This is a genomic window from Shinella sp. (genome assembly GCF_052438155.1).
In the GTDB taxonomy this organism is placed as follows: domain Bacteria; phylum Pseudomonadota; class Alphaproteobacteria; order Rhizobiales; family Rhizobiaceae; genus Shinella.
The window spans coordinates 229,277-249,468 of record NZ_JBQVPI010000007.1 but is presented as its reverse complement, the minus strand read 5'-3'; the positions used below and the strand labels follow the sequence as shown (position 1 = coordinate 249,468).

Below are 20,192 nucleotides of genomic sequence, written 5' to 3'. Positions count from 1 at the left end.
CCCTTTTCTGCCTTAGAGCACGCCGGCTTCGTTTTTCAGCTTGTCGATCAGCTCTGCAACCGACTTCACCTTGACGCCTGCCTTGCGGCCGGACGGTTCTTCGGTCTTCAGCACCTTGAGACGCGGGCTCGTGTCGACGCCGAAGTCTGCGGGCGTCTTCTTGTCGAGCGGCTTCTTCTTCGCCTTCATGATGTTCGGCAGCGAGGCATAGCGCGGCTCGTTGAGGCGCAGGTCCGTCGTGACGACGGCCGGCAGCTTCACTTCGATGGTCTGTAGACCGCCGTCGACTTCGCGCGTCACAGTCGCCTTGCCGTCACCGATCTCGACCTTCGAGGCAAACGTTGCCTGTGCCCAGCCGAGCAGTGCCGACAGCATCTGGCCGGTCTGGTTCGAATCGTCGTCGATCGCCTGCTTGCCGACGATGATCAGGCCCGGCTGTTCGGCTTCAGCGACGCCCTTGAGGATCTTCGCGACCGCGAGCGGCTCGACCTGATCGTCCGTCTCGACCAGCACGGCGCGGTCGGCACCCATGGCGAGCGCGGTGCGCAGCGTCTCTTCGGCCTTGGCGGGACCGATCGACACAACGATCACTTCCTCCGCCTTGCCGGCTTCCTTCAGCCGCAGCGCTTCCTCGACGGAAATCTCGTCGAACGGGTTCATCGACATCTTCACATTCGCTAGCTCGACGCCCGAGCCGTCGGACTTGACGCGAATTTTGACGTTGTAATCAACGACCCGCTTTACAGGGACCAGGATCTTCATGGCTTCCTTCCTTCATATGCCCGCGAGGGAAAATGCGCCTTTCAAGGGCGCCCTGATTGTCGGTTGGCGACATCGATACGCGTTTTTTCCCCAAACACAATGTGTCACGAGCCCTCCCCACGTGAAAACGGAGGCGTTATAAATTACCTTTACGTTCACGTCAATTTACCACGCGCGACACGCTCACCGCCCCCAATGGGTCGGCGGCACGGAGGGGCTTGATGGCGTCTCGTCGACGGCAACCGGGGTCGCCTCGACATGCCGGACGGCCTTGGGCGTGACGATCGTCTGGTCGAACAGCGGCACGCCGCGCCGCCGTAGCACGAGCACGAGGATGGCCCCTGCGACGATACCGCCGACATGGGCGCCCCAGGAGACGCCGCTGTCGCCATCGACCACCAGCATGTAGAATTGCTGGGCGATCCAGAAGGCGAGCGGAATGACCGCCGGCAGCGGCAGCGGGATGCGGAAGAACACCAGAACCCAGACGCGCACCTTCGGATGCAGCAGGAAATACGCCGCCACCACCCCGGAAATCGCCCCCGAGGCGCCGATCAGCGGCGCTTCCGAATCCGGCTGCACGAGACCGTGCACGAGGGCGCCGGCGGCCGCGCAGAGCAGATAGAAGACGAGGAAGCGGAAATGGCCGAGCGCATCCTCGACATTGTCACCGAACACCCAGAGGAACAGCATGTTCGAGGCGAGATGCATGAAATCGCCGTGCAGGAAGGCATAGGTGACATAGGTCGCATCCTCCGGCACAAGCACGAGGCTCGGCTCCAGGTCGGCGAAATCGAAGACCACCGCCGGGATATAGCCGAGGCCGACCACCGCGGCGTCGGAAAACGACTGCGTCGAGGCAAGCCCCGTCACCAGCCAGACGACGACATCGATCACGATCAGGCTGATCGTGACATACTGCACCTTGATGTATTTCAGGGCATTCGCGTCGTGCAGCGGTATGAACATGGATCCCCTTCCCAAGGCCTGCTGCGGACGAGCTTATCTGTTCTGCCCCGGAACCCACAATATGTCCGTGCGTCCTTTGTCGTTGACCCAGCGGGCGGCGACGAAGAGGAAATCCGAGAGCCGGTTGATATAGGCGACCGCCGCGGCCGAGACGGTCTCCCCACCATCCTGAAGTGCCACGATCCGCCGCTCGGCCCGGCGCGCAACGGTGCGTGCCAGATGCAGCGCCGCCGAAGCCGGCGTGCCGCCCGGTAGCACGAAGGAACGCAGTGGCTCCAGATCGGCATTGAGCGTGTCGATCTCCACCTCCAGCCGGTCGACCTGCGACTGCGCGATGCGCAGCGGCTCGTAATCGAGTTTTTTGCCGGTGTCAGGCGTCGCAAGGTCGGCGCCGAGATCGAAAAGATCGTTCTGGATGCGCACCAGCATCCGATCGAGGGCCGGATGATCGGCAAGATGCTGGCGCACAAGCCCGATACAGGAGTTCGCCTCGTCGACCTCGCCATAGGATTCGACGCGAAGATCATGCTTCTTGCGACGCGGCCCCGCGACCAGACCGGTCGTGCCGTCATCACCCGTGCGCGTATAAATCTTGTTGAGCTTGACCATCGTTCCCTCAGCGCCCGCCGCCGGTAATCCACAGCGTCAACATGATGAGGACGATGGCGATCGCCTGCAGGAGCACGCGCGCCTGCATCAGCTTGTTCGATGTGTTGCCGCTGCCGCCCTTGGCCATGTTGACGAGACCGCGCACGAGCACGATCACCACGAGGCCCATGACGAGCAGGGTCATGAAAGTGAGAAAGGAAGACATGCCAACAATCCGATTTGATTTCCGTCAGCCCTATTCACATAGGGCATTCGGCGGAAATAGCACGCATTTTGACGGGGAAGGCCTGCGACGCCACGCCGCGTCAGCCAAGCCTGCCGATGATCCGGTAGAACAAGGCGGCCGGCAGCAGCTTTTTCAACAGCGCACCCTGCTTGGCCGGTGTCGTCACGATGTAATGCGGCCTTGGCGCCTTCGCCGTCAGCGCATGGCGCAGCACCACATGCACCGCCTCCGGCCCCAGCTTGCCGCGCGCCGGTTTCGATTCGCCGCGCAACCGTTGCAATTGCCGGCGGTATTCTTCCGCATGCACCGAGTTTTCAAGATCGATGTTCTTCTCGATGTAGGTCAGCGCAGTGGCGGTGAAACGCGAGGTGATCGGCCCCGGCTCGATCAGACTGACATGCACGCCTGACCCGGCAAGCTCCATGCGCATCGTCAGCGACAGGGCTTCGAGCGCGAATTTCGATGCATTGTAGGCGCCACGCCAGCGATAGGGCACGATGCCGAGGATCGACGAGCATTGCACGATGCGGCCGGAACCCTGTCTGCGCATGGTGGGAATGACCCGCCGCGTCAGATCGTGCCAGCCGAAGACATTCGTCTCAAATTGCTGGCGCAACACATCCACCGGCAGGTCCTCGACGGCACCGGCCTGTCCGTACGCACCGTTGTTGAAAAGCGCATCGAGCCGGCCTCCGGTGCGTGCCAGCACCGTCTCGACAAGGGCTGCGATCGTGTCCGGCTTGGTATAATCCATCAACAGCGCCTCGATACCATCGGCTTCGAGGCTGGCCCGGTCTTCCTCCCGCCGCACGGTCGCAAAAACTCGCCAGCCCTCCGCCTTCAGCGCACGGGCGCAGTGCGCACCTATGCCCGAAGAGCAACCGGTGACGATGATGCTCGGCGGGGTTGTCGCATTCGGAGAAGACATGGCGGTTTCCTGTACAAATCTGCGTCGATTTCCCATATCACCACGACAGCACCACACGTCGTCCATAAAGCGCGGCACTATGGAAATTTGGATTTGGGCATAACGTCTTAAACTGAATCCGGTTTAAGACGTTATGCCCGGGCAGACAATTGCAGAGCCGGCCGGGCACGGTCGCAAAAGGAACTGGACATTGCCGATGCCGACCGCCATCCGCCTTGCCTACAAGGTCGTCTTCGACGCGATCTGGCATTTTTCCGAGGACGACGGCTGGGCGATGGCGAGCCACGTCGCGCTCTCGACGCTTCTGGCGATCTTCCCCTTCCTGATTTTCGGCACCGCGCTTGGCTCCTTCCTCGGCGCTGACCAGTTCGCCGAGACCGCCGTGCACCTGATCTTCGACACCTGGCCGGAATCGATTGCAGCCCCCATTTCCCGCGAGGTCGTCGCCGTCCTCACCATTCCACGTGGCGGCCTGTTGACGGTCTCCGTGCTCGCCGCCGCCTATTTCGCCTCGAACGGCGTGGAGGCACTTCGCGTCTCGCTCAACCGCGCCTACCGGGTGGCCGAAACGCGCTACTGGTACGTTACGCGCCTGGCGAGCCTCGGCTTCGTCATCGCCGGCGTGCTGGCACTCGCCGTCATCAGCATTGTGCTCGTCGCCGCGCCGCTCGCGGTGCGGGCGTCGGGCGACTGGCTGCCCTGGCTGAACTATGTCTATTCCTGGGTGGAAAGCTGGGGCCTCTTCGGCACCATCCTCGTACTGTTCGTCGGCCTGCTGATCGCCCATCTCTGGATGCCCGCCGGCCGGCGCAAGATCGCCGACGTGCTGCCCGGCATCCTGCTGACACTGCTGGCCTGGGGCATCGGCGCCTATACCTTCGCCTCCTATCTCACGACCTTCGCCAATTACGTCTCGACCTATGCCGGCCTCGCCTCGATCATGATCGCCCTGGTCTTCCTCTATATCGTCGGCGTGATCTTCATCCTCGGCGCAGAGATCAACGCGGCCCTGATGAAGTTCCGTGTAAAGCGCCTGATTCTCGACAGGATCAGGGGCGTGCGCAAGCCGCCACCGCCAGCCGATGGCGATTCAATGGAAGACGAAGCCATAGCCCGCGAGCAGGGCGCGAATGCCGGCAGGTGAAACACCCTTTTCCCGGTAGGCCGTAATCCCCGTATCCTGGTTGCTTTTCGACAGTTTTCGCCCGTCCGGCCCCGGCACGAGCCCGTGATGGCGATAGGCGGGCGCCGGCAACCCGAACAGGCTTTGCAGGAGACGATGCACCGCCGTCGCGTGAAAAAGGTCCTGCCCGCGCACCACGTCGGTGATGCCCTGTACCGCATCGTCGAGCACGACGGCGAGGTGATAGCTCGCCGGAGCATCCGGCCGCGACAGGATGACGTCACCCCAGCGCTCCGGCCGCGCCGTCACGGTGCCGGTCTCGCCCTCCGGCCCCTCGCCCGCCTCCGACCAATCCAGAACCGCCGGCGCCAGGTCACAGGCCTTGTCCATGTCGAGCCGCCACGCATGCTGCCGGCCTGCTTCGATCCAGGCATTCGCCTGCCCGCGGTCGAGCGCACGTTCTTCCGTCGGATAAAGCGGCGCCCCATCCGGATCGCGCGGCCAGAGACCGCCGTCCGCCTCGTGCGCCTGAACCCGCGCCTTCACCTCGCCGCGGCTCAAAAAACCCGGATAGAGCAGACCCATCGCCTTCAGCCGCTCCAACGCCTCGGCGTAAAACGCCAGATGCTCCGACTGCCGCCGCACCGGCCTTTCCCAATCAAGGCCAAGCCAGCCGAGGTCCCGGTAGATCGCCGCTTCGAATTCGGGCCGCGATCGGGCAGGATCGATGTCTTCCATGCGCAGCAGGAACCGCCCGCCGCAGGCTGCGGCAAGCTCGTGGTTGAGGATCGCCGAAAGCGCGTGGCCGAGATGCAGCAGGCCGTTCGGGCTCGGCGCAAACCGAAAGACACGATTTTTTGACAAAGCACTTTGCATGAGGTCTTCTGGCATGAAGAGGCGTGTCACGTCACTACAGGGCCGCGCGTTGAGAGTGACGCACAAAGGCCGCTGTTGGAACAAGGATCGAGGCCGCTCGAAACCATGCGACTGCACATGATCAATTCGGAGACGGATGTCGCGGCGGGTCTGGTCGACCTCGCCCTGCTCGACGCACGCCTGTTCACCGTCATCGACAAGGCTGGCCCGGTGCCACTCCGGCGCCTGCCACCGGGCTATCGCGGCCTTGCCGGCATCATCGTCGCCCAGATGGTGTCGCGCGCCAGTGCCGATGCGATCTGGCGGCGGCTGGAAGAGCTATCGGGCGATATCACGCCCCATCACATCCTCGCCCTTTCCGACGAGGCCTGCCGCACAATCGGGCTGTCGCGCGCCAAGGCCGAGACGCTGCGCCGCGCGGCCGAGGCCGTCGATCGCGGGGAACTCGATCTCGACGCGATCTGTCGCATGGAAGCGAAGGCAGCGACCCACAAGCTCACCGCCATCAAGGGCATCGGCCGCTGGACGGCGGATGTGTACCTGCTGTTCTGCGGCGGTCACCCGGATATCTTTCCGTCCGGTGACATCGCGTTGCAAAATGCCGTCGCCCATGCGCTTGGCCTTGCCATGCGCCCGAGCCCCCAGGAGCTCGACCGGATCGCCGAAAGCTGGTCGCCCTGGCGCGGTGTCTCGGCCCGATTGTTCTGGGCTTATTATGCCCGCGAGATGCGCCGCGAGGTCGCGCCGGTGCTCGAAGGTTGAGGCTTGCGAAATACGTTGTTTTCGCTTTTCCTTTCCCGCTTCACAATGCTGTAACAACGGGCCTAATATAGAAGAGCAGATGCCGAATCGATCAGGAGAAGCCCTTGACGATTTCTGTTTCACCACAGGCCCTGCCAGCTCTTGTCTTGAATGCTGACTACCGGCCACTGAGTTATTACCCCTTGTCGCTTTGGTCCTGGCAGGACGCGATCAAGGCCGTGTTTCTTGACCGCGTAAACATCATCGCCGAATACGACCATTCGGTTTCTTCCCCGAGCTTCACGATGCGCCTGCCGAGCGTCGTGTGCCTCAAGTCCTACGTGCAGCCCTCACGCCACCCGGCCTTCACCCGGTTCAACGTGTTCCTGCGCGACAAGTTCGAATGCCAGTACTGCGGGACGCCCGACGACCTGACTTTCGACCATGTTATCCCGCGCGCCCATGGCGGTGAGACGACGTGGCACAATGTGGTCGCGGCCTGCTCCCCGTGCAATTTGAGAAAAGGCAGCAAGCTGCCGAAGCAGGCGGGCATGTTCCCGCATCAGAAGCCCTACCAGCCGACGGTTCAGGATCTGCACAACAACGGGCGACTGTTTCCACCCAACTTTCTGCATGAAAGCTGGATGGACTATCTCTACTGGGACGTCGAACTGCAGCCCTGACGCAGGTCGCGCGAAACGGCCAAGCCGTTTTGCGCCATCAGCCTGCGTGGCCCGAAGGGTTGCGGCATCTCAGGCTTTCGCGGACCGCACGCCCTTGAAGGCGATCGCGGCAAGGATGAGGCTTGCGATCACGTTCCAGCCGGCAAAGGACAGGCCGAGGAAGCGGAATGACGCCTCCGTGCAGGAGGGCCCGTGCTTGCTGTTGAGATCGGACAAGAGATCACCGGCATTCTGCGTGACACCCTGGGCGGAGGTTGCGCAGGTCGCCGGCCCCTCCCAGAAACTCCACTCGACGCCCGCGTGATAGACGCCCATACCCACACCGACCAGCATCATGATGCCGGCAATCGCCAAAAGCAGTCGCGTCAGCCAGGCCGGACCGCCGAACAGGGCGGAGACCAGCGCCGCAACCGCAACCGGAATGCCATAATAATAGGGATCCCGCTGCAACAGGCAGAGCGCGCAGGGGATGTAGCCGCCGACATGCTCGAAGGCGAGCGCGCCGCCCACGGTCGCCGCCATGCCGAGCGAAAGCAGGCCTGCGGATGTCTTGCGGGAAAGGTCGAGGAATGCCGTCATCAGGATCGTCCAATCGGGCCGGCGGGGGTGCCGGCGAACGGCGCCGAGTTCTATCAGGTGGCACGTCGTTGTAAATCACCTGCACGGATATGTGATCAGACCCGTTTAGCCCCGATTTCCCGGTTGCCGCCCACGAACGCTTCGTGTAAACGGCGATGGCTCACAAGTGCCGTGCCCCATTGGCGGAACTGGTAGACGCGCTCGACTCAAAATCGAGTTCCGAAAGGAGTGCTGGTTCGATTCCGGCATGGGGCACCAATCTTTTCTGCGCCACGCCGCCCACCAACCCATCGTGCTGTTTCGCCTCCGCTCCGCTATGGCGCACCGAGGCTTTCCTGGATAAGGCTGGTTTTCAGGCATTTCCGAAGAAATACCGCGGCTAATCCAACCAACTGCCCGCCTTTCGGGGCGCGGTAAAGAGCCTTTGACGGTTTAAAGATCTTTGGCTGTGATTGACAGGACGATGCGTCCTTACAGGTTTGAAGAAGCCTCGGCGAACCTTATGGACTGCACCACGTCCCTTCCCCCGGCGAACCATTTATGATTACCTATGATTGTTCTTCAGAGGGGAGCTAGCCGCAATGTCATTCATGGTAGCAGCTAGCACCGGTTTTAGCGCTGCGAGAGAAATTTACGCAGCAGGACATAAATCCAGCAACAAACTTCACTTAGACGGGAACTCCGCATTTACCGCCAATCGGCACAACTATGCGCCTGTCGCCTTCGGTGCGACATTTGCCGAAAGCGACCAGGCGCATGAAAATCAACTCCGAGCTGCTCTTCTCCAGCTCGGCGGGTTCCGTGAACGTTTTGGTATTCCAACGACCTATTTCTTGCGCGATGGGAAGGCGCTTCTTCGTATGCGCCCCGTCGCAACGAATTGCGGCGAGCTTGCTATGATCGCAGCAGCAAGTGCCTGGGTCAGGCTGGGGGAGCCAAAACCTGCGCCATTGGCGTTGGTCTCTTTGGCGGCGCCGGCTGACCACGTTTTCTGTGCTGTCGGACCCCGCGTCAAATGTGCGAATTTAGGAAACAATACAGTGGAGGAGTTGGCGAGAAGTCCACTTTCCGCCGATGTTTGGGCGGTCGATCCATGGCTGAATGTGTTTTGCAAATTGCAAGATTACCCGGCGCGGGCCGGCGAAAAATTCAACAAATGGCACCTGGCCAATAAGCGAATCGCCTGGGGAACCGGGCCGCAAGGTGCCGGATGGTACCCACCGCTTGGCGACTACGCCCGGGGCTTTGCGGCGGCTGGTTTGGTAGTGACCCTGGGCTGACACGCGCGACATACAATCAAAATCTATCGTCCGCGCCTTGTTGGGGCTGGCTTCAAGGCGATCCCATCCTGCCCCACCGTAAGCCGGAATTCAGAAAGCCTGCAAAAATTCGTTTTTTAGCGGGAACAAATTTTGCTGTGCTGCATTTCACGGGGGCAGCCGCAGACACCCCCGGATGCGGTTGTGAGGGGGACCCGAGAGCGATGTGCACGCTCTTGGGTCTCAACCATTTTAGGCCCCATAAACGGAAATACGGGGCCACTCGCGGGCGATGATCAGAGAATGAAATCCGCCTTGGTGAAGGTGATGGACGCGTCCACCACAATCGAAAAATCCGCCTTGCCATCGCCGTTCACGTCGCCCTGGATATAGGTGTCACCACCCGTCTTCACGTAACGAAGTTCGCCGGCATCCTTCGAGAAGGCCTTGTTGCCGATGAAGGAAAAGGCCTGGTCCTTGGCGAGCGTGGTGTCGGCGTCGATTGCCTTGAGGTCGATCCTGTCTTTTTCCTTCTGGTTGAAGTCGAAGATCGTATCGCGTCCGCTCGCAGCCACCGTCGAATCCTGCACCGAGAGGAAGACGAAGGTATCGGCACCGGCACCGCCATAGAGCTTGTCCGCGCCGGCGCCACCCTCCAGCCGGTCGTTGCCGGCATCGCCCTTCAGCGTGTCGTTGCCAGCGCCGCCGTAGAGCTTGTCTACACCATTGCCGCCGGACATCGTGTCGTTGCCGTTGTAGCCGTAGAGCGCGTCATTGCCGTTGCCGCCCCAGAAGACGTCGGCATAGTTGGTCGCCTTGATGACATCGTCACCGGACAGGAAGGCGTTGAGGAACTTCGTGGTGCTGCCGCTGTCGATCGCCGCCGTCAAGGCCTTGCCGGTCAGCGAAAGGTTGGTGACGTCGAGGACGGCGATGCCGTCGGAGACGGTCTTGAAAGCCGTGATCGTGCCGCCGGTGACGCCAAAAACTTCCCCGCCCACGACCTTGTACGTCAGGTTTGTACCGCTGAACTTCATGTAGCTCTTGCTGTCGTCGCGAAACTCGAGGTAGGTCGGCTTTGCAACTTCGCGATCATAATCCAGGATTGTCTGCAACTTTTCGGAAACGAATTTGTTGAAATTTGCGCCGGATTTCAAAGAGAAACCCCTAATATTGATATTGCTCATACTCTATCCCCGGTTGCGATAGCCGATGCTTAGCCTGCGCCAAACAGGCCAACAACTCCCAATTCGGGGCGGATCTGTCTGACTTCGGAACAGTCCTAATCATCCCTAAACAGCACCGAACAAATCCTCCCCTTGCGCGTTTCCATTCAGTCAACCACAGGAGCGTTCCATGGTCTTCAAAGAAGGTACCTTCAAGGGTGAACCACCCGAACACTTCGAAGCACCACACCCCGCGTGGCTCGAACAGGCGGTCGCCGACGCCCTGTCCGTCGCCGGCGACGTGGATGCGTCCGATGTAACCGTGACCTGCGAGGGCACGCGGATCATTCTATCAGGCAGCATCAGTTCCCCGCAGGAGGCGGAGCGCGCAACGGCAATCGCGGCGTCCATTGCGAATGTCAGCAGCGTGGACAACCGCCTGTCCTGGCTCTGACCCCCACAAAGGCGCCATTGCGGGCTGCCCCTCCGGAATGCTAGGTGCAATGCAGCAAACTGGAGTGCCGCCGGATGCTCGCCGAGAGATCGACCTATGATGCGCTGTACCGGGATTTCCGCTGGAAGATCCCGGAACGGTTCAACATCGGCACCGCAGTCTCCAATGCCTGGGCCGAGCGTGAACCGGAGCGTATCTGCCTTCAGCATTTCCGCCCGGACGCGCCGCCGCTTTCGATGACCTATGGCGAGCTTGCCGCACGCTCCGACGCGTTTGCGGCAGCGCTTGCTGCGGAAGGGGTCAGCCGGGGTGACCGCGTCGCGATCCTTTTGCCGCAGGGTTTCGAGACGGTCATCGCGCACCTGGCGACCTACAAGCTTGGCGCCATTGCCCTGCCGCTCGCCTTGCTTTTCGGTGCCGATGCCCTGCTCTATCGGCTAAAGAATGCCGAGGCGAAGGCGATCGTCACGAACCGGTTCGGCCTTAGCCGTTTGCAGCCGATCCGGCCGGAGCTGCCGACCCTCGATCTGGTGATCACGATCGAGCCGGTCGGCGATCCGGCAGCAAAGTCCTTTCAGGACCTCATTTCCCGGCACGCCGGTCCGTTCGACGCAGTCGACAGCGGCCCGGACGATCCGGCGATGATGATCTATACGTCGGGCACGACTGGCCCGCCGAAGGGTGCCCTGCATGGCCACCGGGTGCTGCTCGGCCATGTGCCGGGTTTCCAGATGCATCACGAATTCCTGCCGCAGCCGGGCGACCGCATCTGGACGCCCTCCGACTGGGCCTGGGCGGGCGGCCTGCTCAACGTGCTGCTGCCGGCCCTGCTGCTCGGCGTGCCGGTCGTCTCCTCGCCGGGGCAGAAATTCGATCCGGACATGGCCTACCGCATCATGCAGGACATGGACGTGCGCAACGCCTTCATCCCGCCGACGGCGCTGCGGCTGATGAAGAGCGTCGCAAACCCGCGCGAAAAATACCGGCTGAACCTGCGCACCATCGGCTCGGCTGGCGAATCGCTCGGCCGAGAGACCTGGGAATGGGTGCGCGACACGCTCGGCATCACCATCAACGAATTCTACGGCCAGACCGAATGCAACATCGTGCTCGGCTCGATCGGCAAGCTCGGCGTGTCGCGGCCCGGCCCGATCGGCAAGGCGGTGCCCGGCCATGTCGTCGCGATCATCGGCGCCGAGGGCCGGGAAGTGCCGCGCGGCACGGTCGGCCAGGTCGCGGTCAAACGGCCCGACCCGGTGATGTTCCTTGGTTACTGGCAGAACCCGACGGCGACGGCGGAAAAATTCGTCGGCGACTGGATGGTGACCGGTGACCTCGGCCGCATGGACGAGGAAGGCTACGTCACCTTCTTCGGCCGCGACGATGATGTCATCACCTCCTCCGGCTACCGCATCGGCCCGAGCGAGATCGAGGATTGCCTCGCCGGCCACCCGGCCGTGCAACTTGCCGCAGCCGTCGGCAAGCCGGATCCCGTGCGCACCGAGATCGTCAAGGCCTATGTCATGCTGCGCCCGGGAGAGACACCCTCGGAAGCACTCGCCTCCGATATCCGCGACTGGGTGAAATCACGGCTTTCCATGCACGAATATCCCCGCGAGGTGGATTTCGTCGATTCCCTGCCGCTGACAACCTCCGGCAAGGTCATCCGCCACCTGCTGCGCAAGCGCGCTGCGGAAGAGGCGCCGTTCGTGGCCTAGAGCAATCCAACAAAGGTGCGCAGCGGTTTTGCGTTTGGAGTTGCGCCAAACAGGAAGCGTCTAACGCCGCGCCAGCGACCGGATCTTGTCGCGCAGCAGCCGCGCGACATTGCGCGTGTTGCGGTAGAGGTGAAGCTGCGCCGCCGTCTGGCGGACGTCGCGGTCGCGGTTCTGTTGCAGCCCGACGACGAGCGTTCCCATGTCCTCGCGCTCTTCCCAGAAGCGGCTCATGACCGGATGGTCCGGCACCGCACAGGAATCCGACCGCGCGATATTCGCGTCGTCGAGGTGCCATTCGGTCAGTTCCGCCACAAGCAGCTTGCCGGGCGAATATTTCGCAAACGCCTCGTCATAGGCCGTCTTCCACGTATAGGCCTCGCCGCCCGTCATGAAGACGATCATCGAGGCGATGGCGCGCCCGTCGAGATCGAGCGTGTGGATGCGCACGCCGTCGGTTTCCGCAAGATTGCTGATCGCCTCGCGCGCAAAGGCAGCGCGATACCGGTCGTTGATCATCGCCGTGCGGCCGCGTCCCTTCCAGCCGGCCGCCTCGAGCAGCAGGAATTCCTCCATGCGCAGGCGGATGTCGGCGGGCTGGCGGGCGACGTTGTAGCTGAGCTCGCCCATTGCATCGAGCCGGCGCCACTGCCGACGCAGCTCGCGGAAATGCTCGGGCGAGATGGCATTCTGCAGATAGGTCTGGCCGTCGAGCAGGCTGTCGAGCATCGGCCGGCGATAGGTATCGGTGACGGTGACCGGCAGGTTGCGGCCGATCGCAACGGCGCGCAGCAGCTGGGCGAAGGCGCCGTTGAGGCGCAGGTCCGGCAGGACGAGGATCGGCGGCAGCCCGGTGCCCGGCCCACCGAGCGCTTCGAGGAAATTGTCCAGCGTTTCGGCCGCGTCTTCGGCATCGACGAGCGGCGTGCCGAGCGGGCCAAACGGGTTCGACCAGCCGCGCAGGATGCTTGCACCAATGGAGAAGCCCGGCTTTTCCACCGAGAAGGGCATCAGGAAGCGGATGCGGCTACGCCCGTTGCTCTCGTCGCGGATGACGAAAAGCCGTACGGCGCGGTCCTCCAGGCGGGGCATGGCGGGCGCCAGAAACCGCCCCGTAAAGAAGACGTTCGGCTCCATGACGCGGTTCGACAGGAAATCGAGTTCCTGCTGCAGCTCATAGCCCGCCGTTGCCGGATAGAGCGCCAGCGAGCGGCCCGGCCGCCCGACGATGAAACGCTGGTCCGCCGGCGGTTGTGCCAGCGGCGGGGCTGGCGGGATAGCGGCCTGGGCGCGCCCTGCCGCGATGGCGTGGTCGATGCCGTGGCTATCGGTCATGATGGTCCATCCCGTTGACGAGACTCGCTTTCACCGGATTGGCGAAGGCGAAGAGAATGATGGAAAGTCTGGTGCGCACCACGATGTGCAAAAGCAGCGCCTCGACGACCATGGCGCCAGCGGTGGCGATGGCGGCGCCCGTCAGGCCGAAGAGCGGAATGAGCGTGACGTTGAAGAGGATGTTTGCCGTAAGCGCCACGGCATAGACACCGACACAGAGCCGCTGTTCACCGCACATGGTGAGCAGCACTTCGCCCGGCCCGACAAGCGCCTTGGCGAGAATGCCGGCAAAGAGAATGAACATCAGGCTCCAGCCGGCCGTGAAAGCCGGCCCGAAGAGCGATAGCAGCAGATGGCCAGACAGCAGCACCACGCCGCCAACGACGAGCGACGGCCAGAAACTCCAGCGCACCGTCTCGCCGGCAAAGCGCGCAAGGGCTACGCGGTCACCCGCAGAGAACATGGCAGAAAAACGCGGGGCGGCGGCGGCCTTTACGGAGAAGAACACGAAGTGCACGAGCGCCATGGTTTTTGCCGCGGCGAAATAGATGGCCACACTTTCCGGATCGAGGAAGAGACCGACGACGATGACGTCGGAATTGGTAAGCAGGAAGCCGAACCCTTCGATCAGGAAGATCGGCAGCGCCGCCTTGATCCAGAGCGAGAACTCGATCTTGCGCGGTCCCGCGACATAACGTTTGCCGAGCCGGTAGACGATATTGAAGAACTGCACGACCGTGGTGAGGTAGGTCGCGGCCAGCGCCGCGGTCATCGCCGTCAGGGCCGTATGCGGCGCGCCAAGCGTCACCGCCAGCACCATGAAGACGAGGATCAGCAGCGGGCGGACGATATAGGTGGGGCTCAGCGCCACCACCGCCCAGCTATGCGCGCGCGCCGTGCTTTCCAGCACGTCGCCGAGCGCGATCATCGGCATGCAGAACAGGCCGATGAACAGCGGCAGGACATAGTAGCCGGCAAAGGAATCGCGGAAAAACCAGAGGCAGAGGAAACCGAGCACCGCAAGCGTGGTCGAGGACAGGATGGCGAAAATGCGGGCGGTGGAGGTAAGCCCGCGGATTTCCGCAAGGGCGCTGCGGCCGACATAGTCGGGCAGGAAGCGCACGACCGTCGTGTGGAAGCCGAGACAGGACATGTCGCCGACGATAACGATGAGCGCCCAGACGAAAACGAAGATGCCATATTCGAACTCGCCCATCACCCGGGCCAGCACGATCTGCGTCAGGAAGGCGATGGCGGCGCTGGCAACCCGGATGGCAAAGGCAATGAGCGCCATGCGCTGGGCGAGGTTGCGGGGATCGTCGCTGGACAGGATCGTCGCGAGCGCACGCGTGAGCGGCTCCGCCTTGCCGCGCAGGCCGGATGGCAGCAACCTCTCAGCCGATTGAATGACCGCCATCAACACAGGAACCCAGACGCTACGCAGAACTCGACAGCGTCAGTCTTGTCAGATCAGGGTTAACAAACGGTTGGGTCGCGGCGTCACGCGCCTTGACCGACCAACAAAAATGCCGCCCGAAGGCGGCATTTTCAGTCTTTGCGATCAGGCCTGTTCGAAGGCGCCGTGGCAATGTTTGTATTTCTTGCCCGAACCGCAGGGGCAGGGCTCGTTGCGGGAGATGCGGCCCCAGCTCGACGGATCGTTCGGGTCGCGGTTCTCCGGCTCGACGGCAACCGCCATGAAGCCACCGCCATTGCCTTCGCCGAAATCGTCTTCACCCGTTGTGCCGTCGATGTGATGACCTTCCATCTGCGGCAGCGCCGGCGCCGGCCCATCGGCGGCCTGGCGCACCAGCTCGACGCGCATCAGCTGCGCGGTGACCATCTGGCGAAGGTTTGCAAGCAGCGCCTGGAAGAGTTCGAAGGCTTCCGCCTTGTACTCCTGCAGCGGATCACGCTGGGCATAGCCACGGAAGCCGATGACGGAGCGCAGGTGGTCGAGATTGACGATATGCTCGCGCCACAGCGTGTCCAGTGTCTGGAGCAGCACGGAGCGCTCGACATAGGTCATGATTTCCTGGCCGAAGCGTTCCACGCGGTCGGCCGCAGCATCGTCGGCGGCCTTGTGCAGGCGCTCGAGAATGTCCTTCTCGTCGATGCCTTCCTCGGCCGCCCAGGCCTCGATCGGCAGATCGAGATTGAGCTGCTCGACGACGCCCGCTTTCAGGCCCGCAACGTTCCACTGCTCGGCATAGGCGTTTTCCGGGATGTTCAGGCGGACGAGGTTCTCGACCACTTCGTTGCGCATGTCGGTGACGATTTCCGACAGATTCTCGCTGTCCATCAGCTCGATGCGCTGCTCGAAGATCACCTTGCGCTGGTCGTTCAGCACGTCGTCATACTTCAAGAGGTTCTTGCGGATGTCGAAGTTGCGGGCTTCGACCTTCTTCTGCGCGCGCTCCAGTGCCTTGTTGATCCAGGGATGGACGATTGCCTCGCCTTCCTTGAGACCGAGCTTCTGCAGCATGGAATCCATGCGCTCGGAGCCGAAGATGCGCATCAGGTCGTCCTGCAGAGACAGGAAGAATTTCGAGCGGCCCGGGTCGCCCTGACGGCCGGAACGGCCGCGCAGCTGGTTGTCGATGCGGCGGCTTTCGTGGCGTTCGGTGGCGAGAACGTAGAGCCCACCGCCGGCAAGAGCCTGTTCTTTCAGCTTCTTGACCTCGGCTATGATCGCCTCGCGCTTGGCGTCAAGCTCGGGACCCGGCTCCATCTCGGCAAGGTCGCGCTCAAGGCGCATTTCGAGGTTGCCGCCGAGCTGGATGTCGGTACCGCGGCCGGCCATGTTGGTGGCGATCGTCACCGCACCCGGCACGCCGGCCTGCGAAACGATATAGGCTTCCTGCTCGTGGTAGCGGGCGTTCAGCACCTGGAAGTCCTTGAAGCCGGCCATCTTGAGGCGCTCGGCAAGGTATTCGGACTTTTCGATCGAGGTCGTGCCGACGAGGACCGGCTGGCCCTTTTCGCGCGCGTCCTTGATCTCCTGGATGATCGCCTTGTATTTCTCTTCGACGGTCCGGTAGACCTCGTCGTCTTCGTCGAGGCGCTGGATCGGCAGGTTGGTCGGCACTTCCACGACGTCGAGGCCGTAGATGTTGCCGAATTCTTCCGCCTCGGTCGAGGCCGTACCGGTCATGCCGCCGAGCTTGGAATACATGCGGAAATAGTTCTGGAAGGTGATCGAGGCCAGCGTCTGGTTTTCCGGCTGGATCGTGACCTTTTCCTTGGCTTCGAGCGCCTGGTGCTGGCCCTCCGAATAGCGGCGGCCCGGCATCATGCGGCCGGTGAACTCGTCGATGATGACGATCTCGTCGTTGCGGACGATGTAGTCCTTGTCGCGGGTGAAGAGCTTGTGGGCCTTCAGCGCATTATTGATGTGGTGCACGATCGCGACGTTCTCGACGTCATAGAGCGATTCGCCCTTCAGGAGCCCCGCCTGACGCAGCAGGTTTTCGAGCTTCTCCGTGCCGACTTCCGAGAAGTTGGCAGAGCGCTGCTTCTCGTCGATCTCGTAATCCCCTTCATCGAGCAGCGGAATGTAGGCATCGATGGTGGTGTAGAGGTCGGAGCGGTCGTCGAGCGGGCCGGAAATGATCAGCGGCGTGCGCGCTTCGTCGACGAGGATCGAGTCCACTTCGTCGACGATGGCGAAGAAGTGGCCGCGCTGGACCATCTGGCCGCGCTCGTACTTCATGTTGTCGCGCAGATAGTCGAAGCCGAGTTCGTTGTTCGTGGCGTAAGTAATGTCGCAGCCATAGGCCGCGCGGCGCTGGTCGTCGTCAAGCCCGTGCATGATGACGCCGGTCGTCATGCCCAGGAAGCTGTAGATCTTGCCCATCAGCGCGCTGTCGCGGGTGGCGAGGTAGTCGTTGACCGTCACGACATGCACGCCCTTGCCGGCGAGCGCGTTCAAGTAGACGGGAAGCGTCGCGACGAGCGTCTTGCCTTCACCGGTCTTCATTTCGGCGATCGACTTCTCGTGCAGGATCATGCCGCCGATCAGCTGGACGTCGAAGGGACGCAGCCCCAGCACACGCAAGGCCGCCTCGCGGGCGACCGCAAAGGCCGGCACCAGGAGATCGTCAAGCGTCTTGCCCGCGGCGAGTTGCTCGCGGAACTCCACCGTCTTCGCGCGCAACGCGTCGTCGGAGAGCGCCTTCATCTGCGATTCCAGCGCATTGATGGCGTCGACCCGCGGACTATAGGAGCGGATGCGACGATCGTTCGAGGAACCGAACAACTTGCGGGCTATGCCGCCGAGGCTGACCATCAGGATGGTCCTTTCTTTGTGGGCACCCGGCGCGTGACAGGTCGTAGGAATTGCGCGCAAAGCCGTGAAACGCCCGGAAACTGATCTGGACGCGGGATTGCGTGACAGATAAGAGGGGGGTCGAATGATGTCAACGGCTCTGGCGGTTGCACAACTGCCACATTCTGGTGGTGTTGAGCCGTCTGGCACCGGATATCGGCTCGATTCCGGCGAGGATGTGAAAGGTCTTTTCTTTATGTTGAAGTATAGCAAGCTCGCGGCAGTCGCCCTCATCGCGATCGTCGCCGCAAGCACAAGCGTCCGTGCACAGGACGCCGCCGCCGATCCGGTCATCGCCAAGGTCGGCGCGCTCGAGATCCACGAATCGGAGCTGAAGCTCGCGATCGCCGGCCTCGACCCGCAGCTCGCCAACCTGCCGGACGAGCAGAAGCGCGTCGCCGCCCTCTCCTCGATCATCGACGTCAAGCTGCTTGCCGCCGATGCCGACAAGGAAGGCCTGAAGGACGACGCCGAGTTCAAGCAGCGCCTCGCCTTCCTGACGGATCGCGAACTGCACAACGCCTATTTCAAGAAGCACGTCGTTGATGCCGTCACGCCGGAAGACGTGAAGGCGCGCTACGAAAAGGAAATTTCCGCCATCACGCCGGAAGACGAAATCCGCGCCCGCCACATCCTCGTCAAGACCGAGGACGAAGCCAAGGCCGTGATCGCCGAGCTCGATGCCGGCAAGGATTTCATCGAGATCGCCAAGGCGAAGTCGACCGATCCGAACAAGTCGGAAGGCGGCGACCTCGGTTACTTCGCCAAGGGCCGCATGGTTCCGGAATTCGAAACGGCGGCGTTTGCCCTCGAAAAGGGCGCCTATTCCAAGGTCCCGGTCAAGTCGCAGTTCGGCTTCCACGTCATCAAGATCGAGGACAAGCGCAAGCAGCAGCCCCCGGCACTCGACCAGGTCGAGCCCCAGGTTCGTCAGCTCGTCATGCGCGACAAGTATCTTGAGCTTCTGGAAAAGGCCAAGGCCGCAGCACCGATCGACATCCAGGATCCGGCGCTGAAGACCGCTTACGACGCGGTCAACAAGGCGGAAGCTGCGGGCGAAGGCGAACCCGCGCCGGCCATCGAAGGCCAGCAGTAAGAACGACAACGGCCCGGCGTTTTTCGTCGGGCCTTTCTTCAAACAGGCCGGCCCGGCTCCCGTCGGGCCTTTCCTCAAACAGGAATGCACGATGTCCGGCTCCGTCTCCCCGCTCGCTCCGAAAACCTTTGCCGAGATGCCGCCGGTCGGCGGCGTGCGCATGGCGACCGCCGCTGCAGGGATCAAGTACAAGAACCGGACGGACGTGCTGATGATGGTCTTCGATCGCCCGGCGGCGGTCGCAGGCGTCTTCACCCGCTCGAAATGCCCTTCCGCCCCCGTCGATTTCTGCCGCGCCAATCTGCCCGGCGGTGTCGCCCGCGCCGTGGTGGTCAATTCCGGCAATGCCAATGCCTTTACCGGCAGCAAGGGCCGCGAATCGACCAGGATGACCGCCGAAGCTGCCGCCAAGGCGATCGGCTGTACCGAGAGCGAAGTTTTCCTCGCGTCGACGGGCGTCATCGGCGAACCGCTCGACGCCACAAAATTCTCCGGCGTGCTCGATGGCCTCGCCGCCTCGGGAACGGAAGATTTCTGGTTCGAGGCCGCCAAGGCGATCATGACGACGGATACCTATCCGAAGGTCGCGACCCGCACCGCAGACCTCGGCGGCGTCACCGTCCGCATCAACGGCATCGCCAAGGGCGCCGGCATGATCGCACCCGACATGGCGACCATGCTCTCCTTCGTCGTCACCGATGCAGCCATCCCCGCGCCGGTGCTGCAATCCCTGCTGTCGGCCGGCGTCGGCCCGACCTTCAATGCCGTCACCGTCGACAGCGACACCTCGACCTCCGACACGCTGATGCTCTTTGCAACCGGCGCCGTGGACGGCCAGCAGCCGGTAACGGCCGACGACGCATCGCTCGACGGTTTCCGCGCCGCCCTCAACGACCTCCTGCGCGATCTGGCGCTCCAGGTCGTGCGCGATGGCGAAGGGGCGCGCAAGATGGTCGAAGTCACCGTCGAAGGTGCTGAGACTGACGCCGCCGCCAAGCGCATCGCGCTGTCGATTGCCAATTCGCCGCTCGTCAAGACCGCCGTTGCCGGCGAGGACGCCAATTGGGGCCGCATCGTCATGGCCGTCGGCAAATCCGGCGAGATGGCCGACCGCGACCGCCTCGCCATCTGGTTCGGCGACGTGCGCGTCGCCGTCGATGGCGAACGTGATCCGTCCTATTCCGAAGATGCGGCGACCGCCGTCATGCAGAAGCAGGACATCCCCGTCCGCGTCGAGATCGGTCTCGGCAATGGAAGGGCGACGGTCTGGACCTGCGACCTGACCAAGGAATATGTCGAGATCAACGGCGACTACCGTAGTTGAGGCCGGGACCACGTGATGCC

19 protein-coding genes and 1 tRNA gene are annotated in these 20,192 nt (G+C 62.7%); 9 read left to right on the top strand and 11 right to left on the bottom strand.

Translation table 11 applies throughout. From position 1 onward, the window contains the following. Positions 1-12: 12 nt before the first annotated feature. The 5 genes from ACT6VE_RS15735 to ACT6VE_RS15715 all read right to left on the bottom strand — a co-directional run bounded on the left by ACT6VE_RS15735 (position 13) and on the right by ACT6VE_RS15715 (position 3,494). Positions 13-762: an electron transfer flavoprotein subunit beta/FixA family protein gene (locus tag ACT6VE_RS15735; RefSeq protein ID WP_444799488.1), complete on the bottom strand. Its 750-nt coding sequence runs from the start codon at positions 760-762 to the stop codon at positions 13-15. 183 nt (positions 763-945) lie between these two features. Next, positions 946-1,731 carry a rhomboid family intramembrane serine protease gene (locus ACT6VE_RS15730; RefSeq protein WP_444799487.1) on the bottom strand — a complete coding sequence of 262 codons (786 nt, stop codon included), beginning with the start codon at positions 1,729-1,731 and terminating at the stop codon, positions 946-948. A gap of 33 nt (positions 1,732-1,764) precedes the next feature. Continuing rightward, positions 1,765-2,340 (bottom strand): cob(I)yrinic acid a,c-diamide adenosyltransferase, encoded by a 576-nt coding sequence (locus ACT6VE_RS15725; RefSeq protein WP_444799486.1) that lies wholly within the window; start codon positions 2,338-2,340, stop codon positions 1,765-1,767. 7 nt (positions 2,341-2,347) lie between these two features. Next, the gene (locus ACT6VE_RS15720) at positions 2,348-2,545 is read right to left on the bottom strand and encodes a twin transmembrane helix small protein (protein WP_261004660.1); all 198 of its coding nucleotides are present in this window, start codon (positions 2,543-2,545) and stop codon (positions 2,348-2,350) included. A 100-nt stretch (positions 2,546-2,645) separates the two neighbouring features. Further along, positions 2,646-3,494, bottom strand: coding sequence for an SDR family oxidoreductase (locus tag ACT6VE_RS15715; protein ID WP_444799485.1), 849 nt, complete (start codon positions 3,492-3,494; stop codon positions 2,646-2,648). A 196-nt stretch (positions 3,495-3,690) separates the two neighbouring features. Between ACT6VE_RS15715 and ACT6VE_RS15710 the strand changes: the two genes are divergently transcribed. Next, the gene (locus tag ACT6VE_RS15710; RefSeq protein ID WP_444799484.1) at positions 3,691-4,638 is read left to right on the top strand and encodes a YihY/virulence factor BrkB family protein; all 948 of its coding nucleotides are present in this window, start codon (positions 3,691-3,693) and stop codon (positions 4,636-4,638) included. Here the strand turns inward: ACT6VE_RS15710 and gluQRS are convergent. Beyond that, positions 4,585-5,508 (bottom strand): tRNA glutamyl-Q(34) synthetase GluQRS, encoded by a 924-nt coding sequence (gene gluQRS / locus ACT6VE_RS15705; protein ID WP_444799483.1) that lies wholly within the window; start codon positions 5,506-5,508, stop codon positions 4,585-4,587. The genes ACT6VE_RS15710 and gluQRS overlap by 54 nt on opposite strands. Positions 5,509-5,604: 96 nt before the next feature. On the opposite strand from gluQRS, the gene ACT6VE_RS15700 reads away from it, so the two are divergent. Both ACT6VE_RS15700 and ACT6VE_RS15695 read left to right on the top strand, forming a co-directional pair. Beyond that, positions 5,605-6,255, top strand: coding sequence for a DNA-3-methyladenine glycosylase family protein (locus ACT6VE_RS15700; protein WP_444799572.1), 651 nt, complete (start codon positions 5,605-5,607; stop codon positions 6,253-6,255). Between the two features lie 104 nt (positions 6,256-6,359). After that, positions 6,360-6,917 (top strand): HNH endonuclease, encoded by a 558-nt coding sequence (locus ACT6VE_RS15695; protein WP_257950573.1) that lies wholly within the window; start codon positions 6,360-6,362, stop codon positions 6,915-6,917. A 69-nt stretch (positions 6,918-6,986) separates the two neighbouring features. Here the strand turns inward: ACT6VE_RS15695 and ACT6VE_RS15690 are convergent, their stop codons facing one another. Further along, the gene (locus tag ACT6VE_RS15690) at positions 6,987-7,502 is read right to left on the bottom strand and encodes a disulfide bond formation protein B (RefSeq protein ID WP_444799571.1); all 516 of its coding nucleotides are present in this window, start codon (positions 7,500-7,502) and stop codon (positions 6,987-6,989) included. A 167-nt stretch (positions 7,503-7,669) separates the two neighbouring features. On the opposite strand from ACT6VE_RS15690, the gene ACT6VE_RS15685 reads away from it, so the two are divergent. Together ACT6VE_RS15685 and ACT6VE_RS15680 are read left to right on the top strand one after the other, a co-directional pair. Beyond that, positions 7,670-7,754: transfer RNA gene (locus ACT6VE_RS15685), tRNA-Leu, on the top strand. A gap of 323 nt (positions 7,755-8,077) precedes the next feature. After that, positions 8,078-8,776, top strand: a complete 699-nt coding sequence (locus ACT6VE_RS15680; protein ID WP_444799482.1) for a hypothetical protein — start codon at positions 8,078-8,080, stop codon at positions 8,774-8,776. A 275-nt stretch (positions 8,777-9,051) separates the two neighbouring features. Here the strand turns inward: ACT6VE_RS15680 and ACT6VE_RS15675 are convergent, their stop codons facing one another. Further along, entirely contained in the window at positions 9,052-9,942 is an 891-nt protein-coding gene (locus ACT6VE_RS15675) for a hypothetical protein (RefSeq protein ID WP_444799481.1), read from the bottom strand. Positions 9,943-10,111: 169 nt separating this feature from the next. On the opposite strand from ACT6VE_RS15675, the gene ACT6VE_RS15670 reads away from it, so the two are divergent. Together ACT6VE_RS15670 and ACT6VE_RS15665 are read left to right on the top strand one after the other, a co-directional pair. Next, positions 10,112-10,375: a BON domain-containing protein gene (locus tag ACT6VE_RS15670; RefSeq protein ID WP_444799480.1), complete on the top strand. Its 264-nt coding sequence runs from the start codon at positions 10,112-10,114 to the stop codon at positions 10,373-10,375. Between the two features lie 74 nt (positions 10,376-10,449). Then, on the top strand, positions 10,450-12,093 hold the full coding sequence (locus ACT6VE_RS15665; protein WP_444799479.1) for an AMP-binding protein: 1,644 nt from the start codon (positions 10,450-10,452) through the stop codon (positions 12,091-12,093). A gap of 60 nt (positions 12,094-12,153) precedes the next feature. Here the strand turns inward: ACT6VE_RS15665 and ACT6VE_RS15660 are convergent, their stop codons facing one another. The 3 genes from ACT6VE_RS15660 to secA all read right to left on the bottom strand — a co-directional run bounded on the left by ACT6VE_RS15660 (position 12,154) and on the right by secA (position 17,713). Then, on the bottom strand, positions 12,154-13,425 hold the full coding sequence (locus ACT6VE_RS15660; RefSeq protein WP_444799478.1) for a GNAT family N-acetyltransferase: 1,272 nt from the start codon (positions 13,423-13,425) through the stop codon (positions 12,154-12,156). Continuing rightward, positions 13,415-14,842 (bottom strand): lipopolysaccharide biosynthesis protein, encoded by a 1,428-nt coding sequence (locus ACT6VE_RS15655; protein ID WP_444799477.1) that lies wholly within the window; start codon positions 14,840-14,842, stop codon positions 13,415-13,417. The genes ACT6VE_RS15660 and ACT6VE_RS15655 overlap by 11 nt, the downstream gene beginning before the upstream one ends. Positions 14,843-14,986: 144 nt before the next feature. Further along, positions 14,987-17,713 carry a preprotein translocase subunit SecA gene (gene secA / locus ACT6VE_RS15650; protein WP_444799476.1) on the bottom strand — a complete coding sequence of 909 codons (2,727 nt, stop codon included), beginning with the start codon at positions 17,711-17,713 and terminating at the stop codon, positions 14,987-14,989. 235 nt (positions 17,714-17,948) lie between these two features. Between secA and ACT6VE_RS15645 the strand changes: the two genes are divergently transcribed. After that, positions 17,949-18,848: a peptidylprolyl isomerase gene (locus tag ACT6VE_RS15645; protein WP_444799475.1), complete on the top strand. Its 900-nt coding sequence runs from the start codon at positions 17,949-17,951 to the stop codon at positions 18,846-18,848. A gap of 91 nt (positions 18,849-18,939) precedes the next feature. Then, positions 18,940-20,172, top strand: a complete 1,233-nt coding sequence (argJ, locus tag ACT6VE_RS15640) for a bifunctional glutamate N-acetyltransferase/amino-acid acetyltransferase ArgJ (protein WP_444799474.1) — start codon at positions 18,940-18,942, stop codon at positions 20,170-20,172. Positions 20,173-20,192: the final 20 nt, after the last annotated feature.

Coding starts and splice junctions, on each gene's coding strand:
- ACT6VE_RS15735 (WP_444799488.1), bottom strand. CDS start 762: ATGAAGATCCTGGTCCCTGTAAAGCGGGTCGTTGATTACAACGTCAAA.
- ACT6VE_RS15730 (WP_444799487.1), bottom strand. CDS start 1,731: ATGTTCATACCGCTGCACGACGCGAATGCCCTGAAATACATCAAGGTG.
- ACT6VE_RS15725 (WP_444799486.1), bottom strand. CDS start 2,340: ATGGTCAAGCTCAACAAGATTTATACGCGCACGGGTGATGACGGCACG.
- ACT6VE_RS15720 (WP_261004660.1), bottom strand. CDS start 2,545: ATGTCTTCCTTTCTCACTTTCATGACCCTGCTCGTCATGGGCCTCGTG.
- ACT6VE_RS15715 (WP_444799485.1), bottom strand. CDS start 3,494: ATGTCTTCTCCGAATGCGACAACCCCGCCGAGCATCATCGTCACCGGT.
- ACT6VE_RS15710 (WP_444799484.1), top strand. CDS start 3,691: ATGCCGACCGCCATCCGCCTTGCCTACAAGGTCGTCTTCGACGCGATC.
- gluQRS (WP_444799483.1), bottom strand. CDS start 5,508: ATGCCAGAAGACCTCATGCAAAGTGCTTTGTCAAAAAATCGTGTCTTT.
- ACT6VE_RS15680 (WP_444799482.1), top strand. CDS start 8,078: ATGTCATTCATGGTAGCAGCTAGCACCGGTTTTAGCGCTGCGAGAGAA.
- ACT6VE_RS15675 (WP_444799481.1), bottom strand. CDS start 9,942: ATGAGCAATATCAATATTAGGGGTTTCTCTTTGAAATCCGGCGCAAAT.
- ACT6VE_RS15670 (WP_444799480.1), top strand. CDS start 10,112: ATGGTCTTCAAAGAAGGTACCTTCAAGGGTGAACCACCCGAACACTTC.
- ACT6VE_RS15665 (WP_444799479.1), top strand. CDS start 10,450: ATGCTCGCCGAGAGATCGACCTATGATGCGCTGTACCGGGATTTCCGC.
- ACT6VE_RS15660 (WP_444799478.1), bottom strand. CDS start 13,425: ATGACCGATAGCCACGGCATCGACCACGCCATCGCGGCAGGGCGCGCC.
- ACT6VE_RS15655 (WP_444799477.1), bottom strand. CDS start 14,842: ATGGCGGTCATTCAATCGGCTGAGAGGTTGCTGCCATCCGGCCTGCGC.
- secA (WP_444799476.1), bottom strand. CDS start 17,713: ATGGTCAGCCTCGGCGGCATAGCCCGCAAGTTGTTCGGTTCCTCGAAC.
- ACT6VE_RS15645 (WP_444799475.1), top strand. CDS start 17,949: ATGTTGAAGTATAGCAAGCTCGCGGCAGTCGCCCTCATCGCGATCGTC.
- argJ (WP_444799474.1), top strand. CDS start 18,940: ATGTCCGGCTCCGTCTCCCCGCTCGCTCCGAAAACCTTTGCCGAGATG.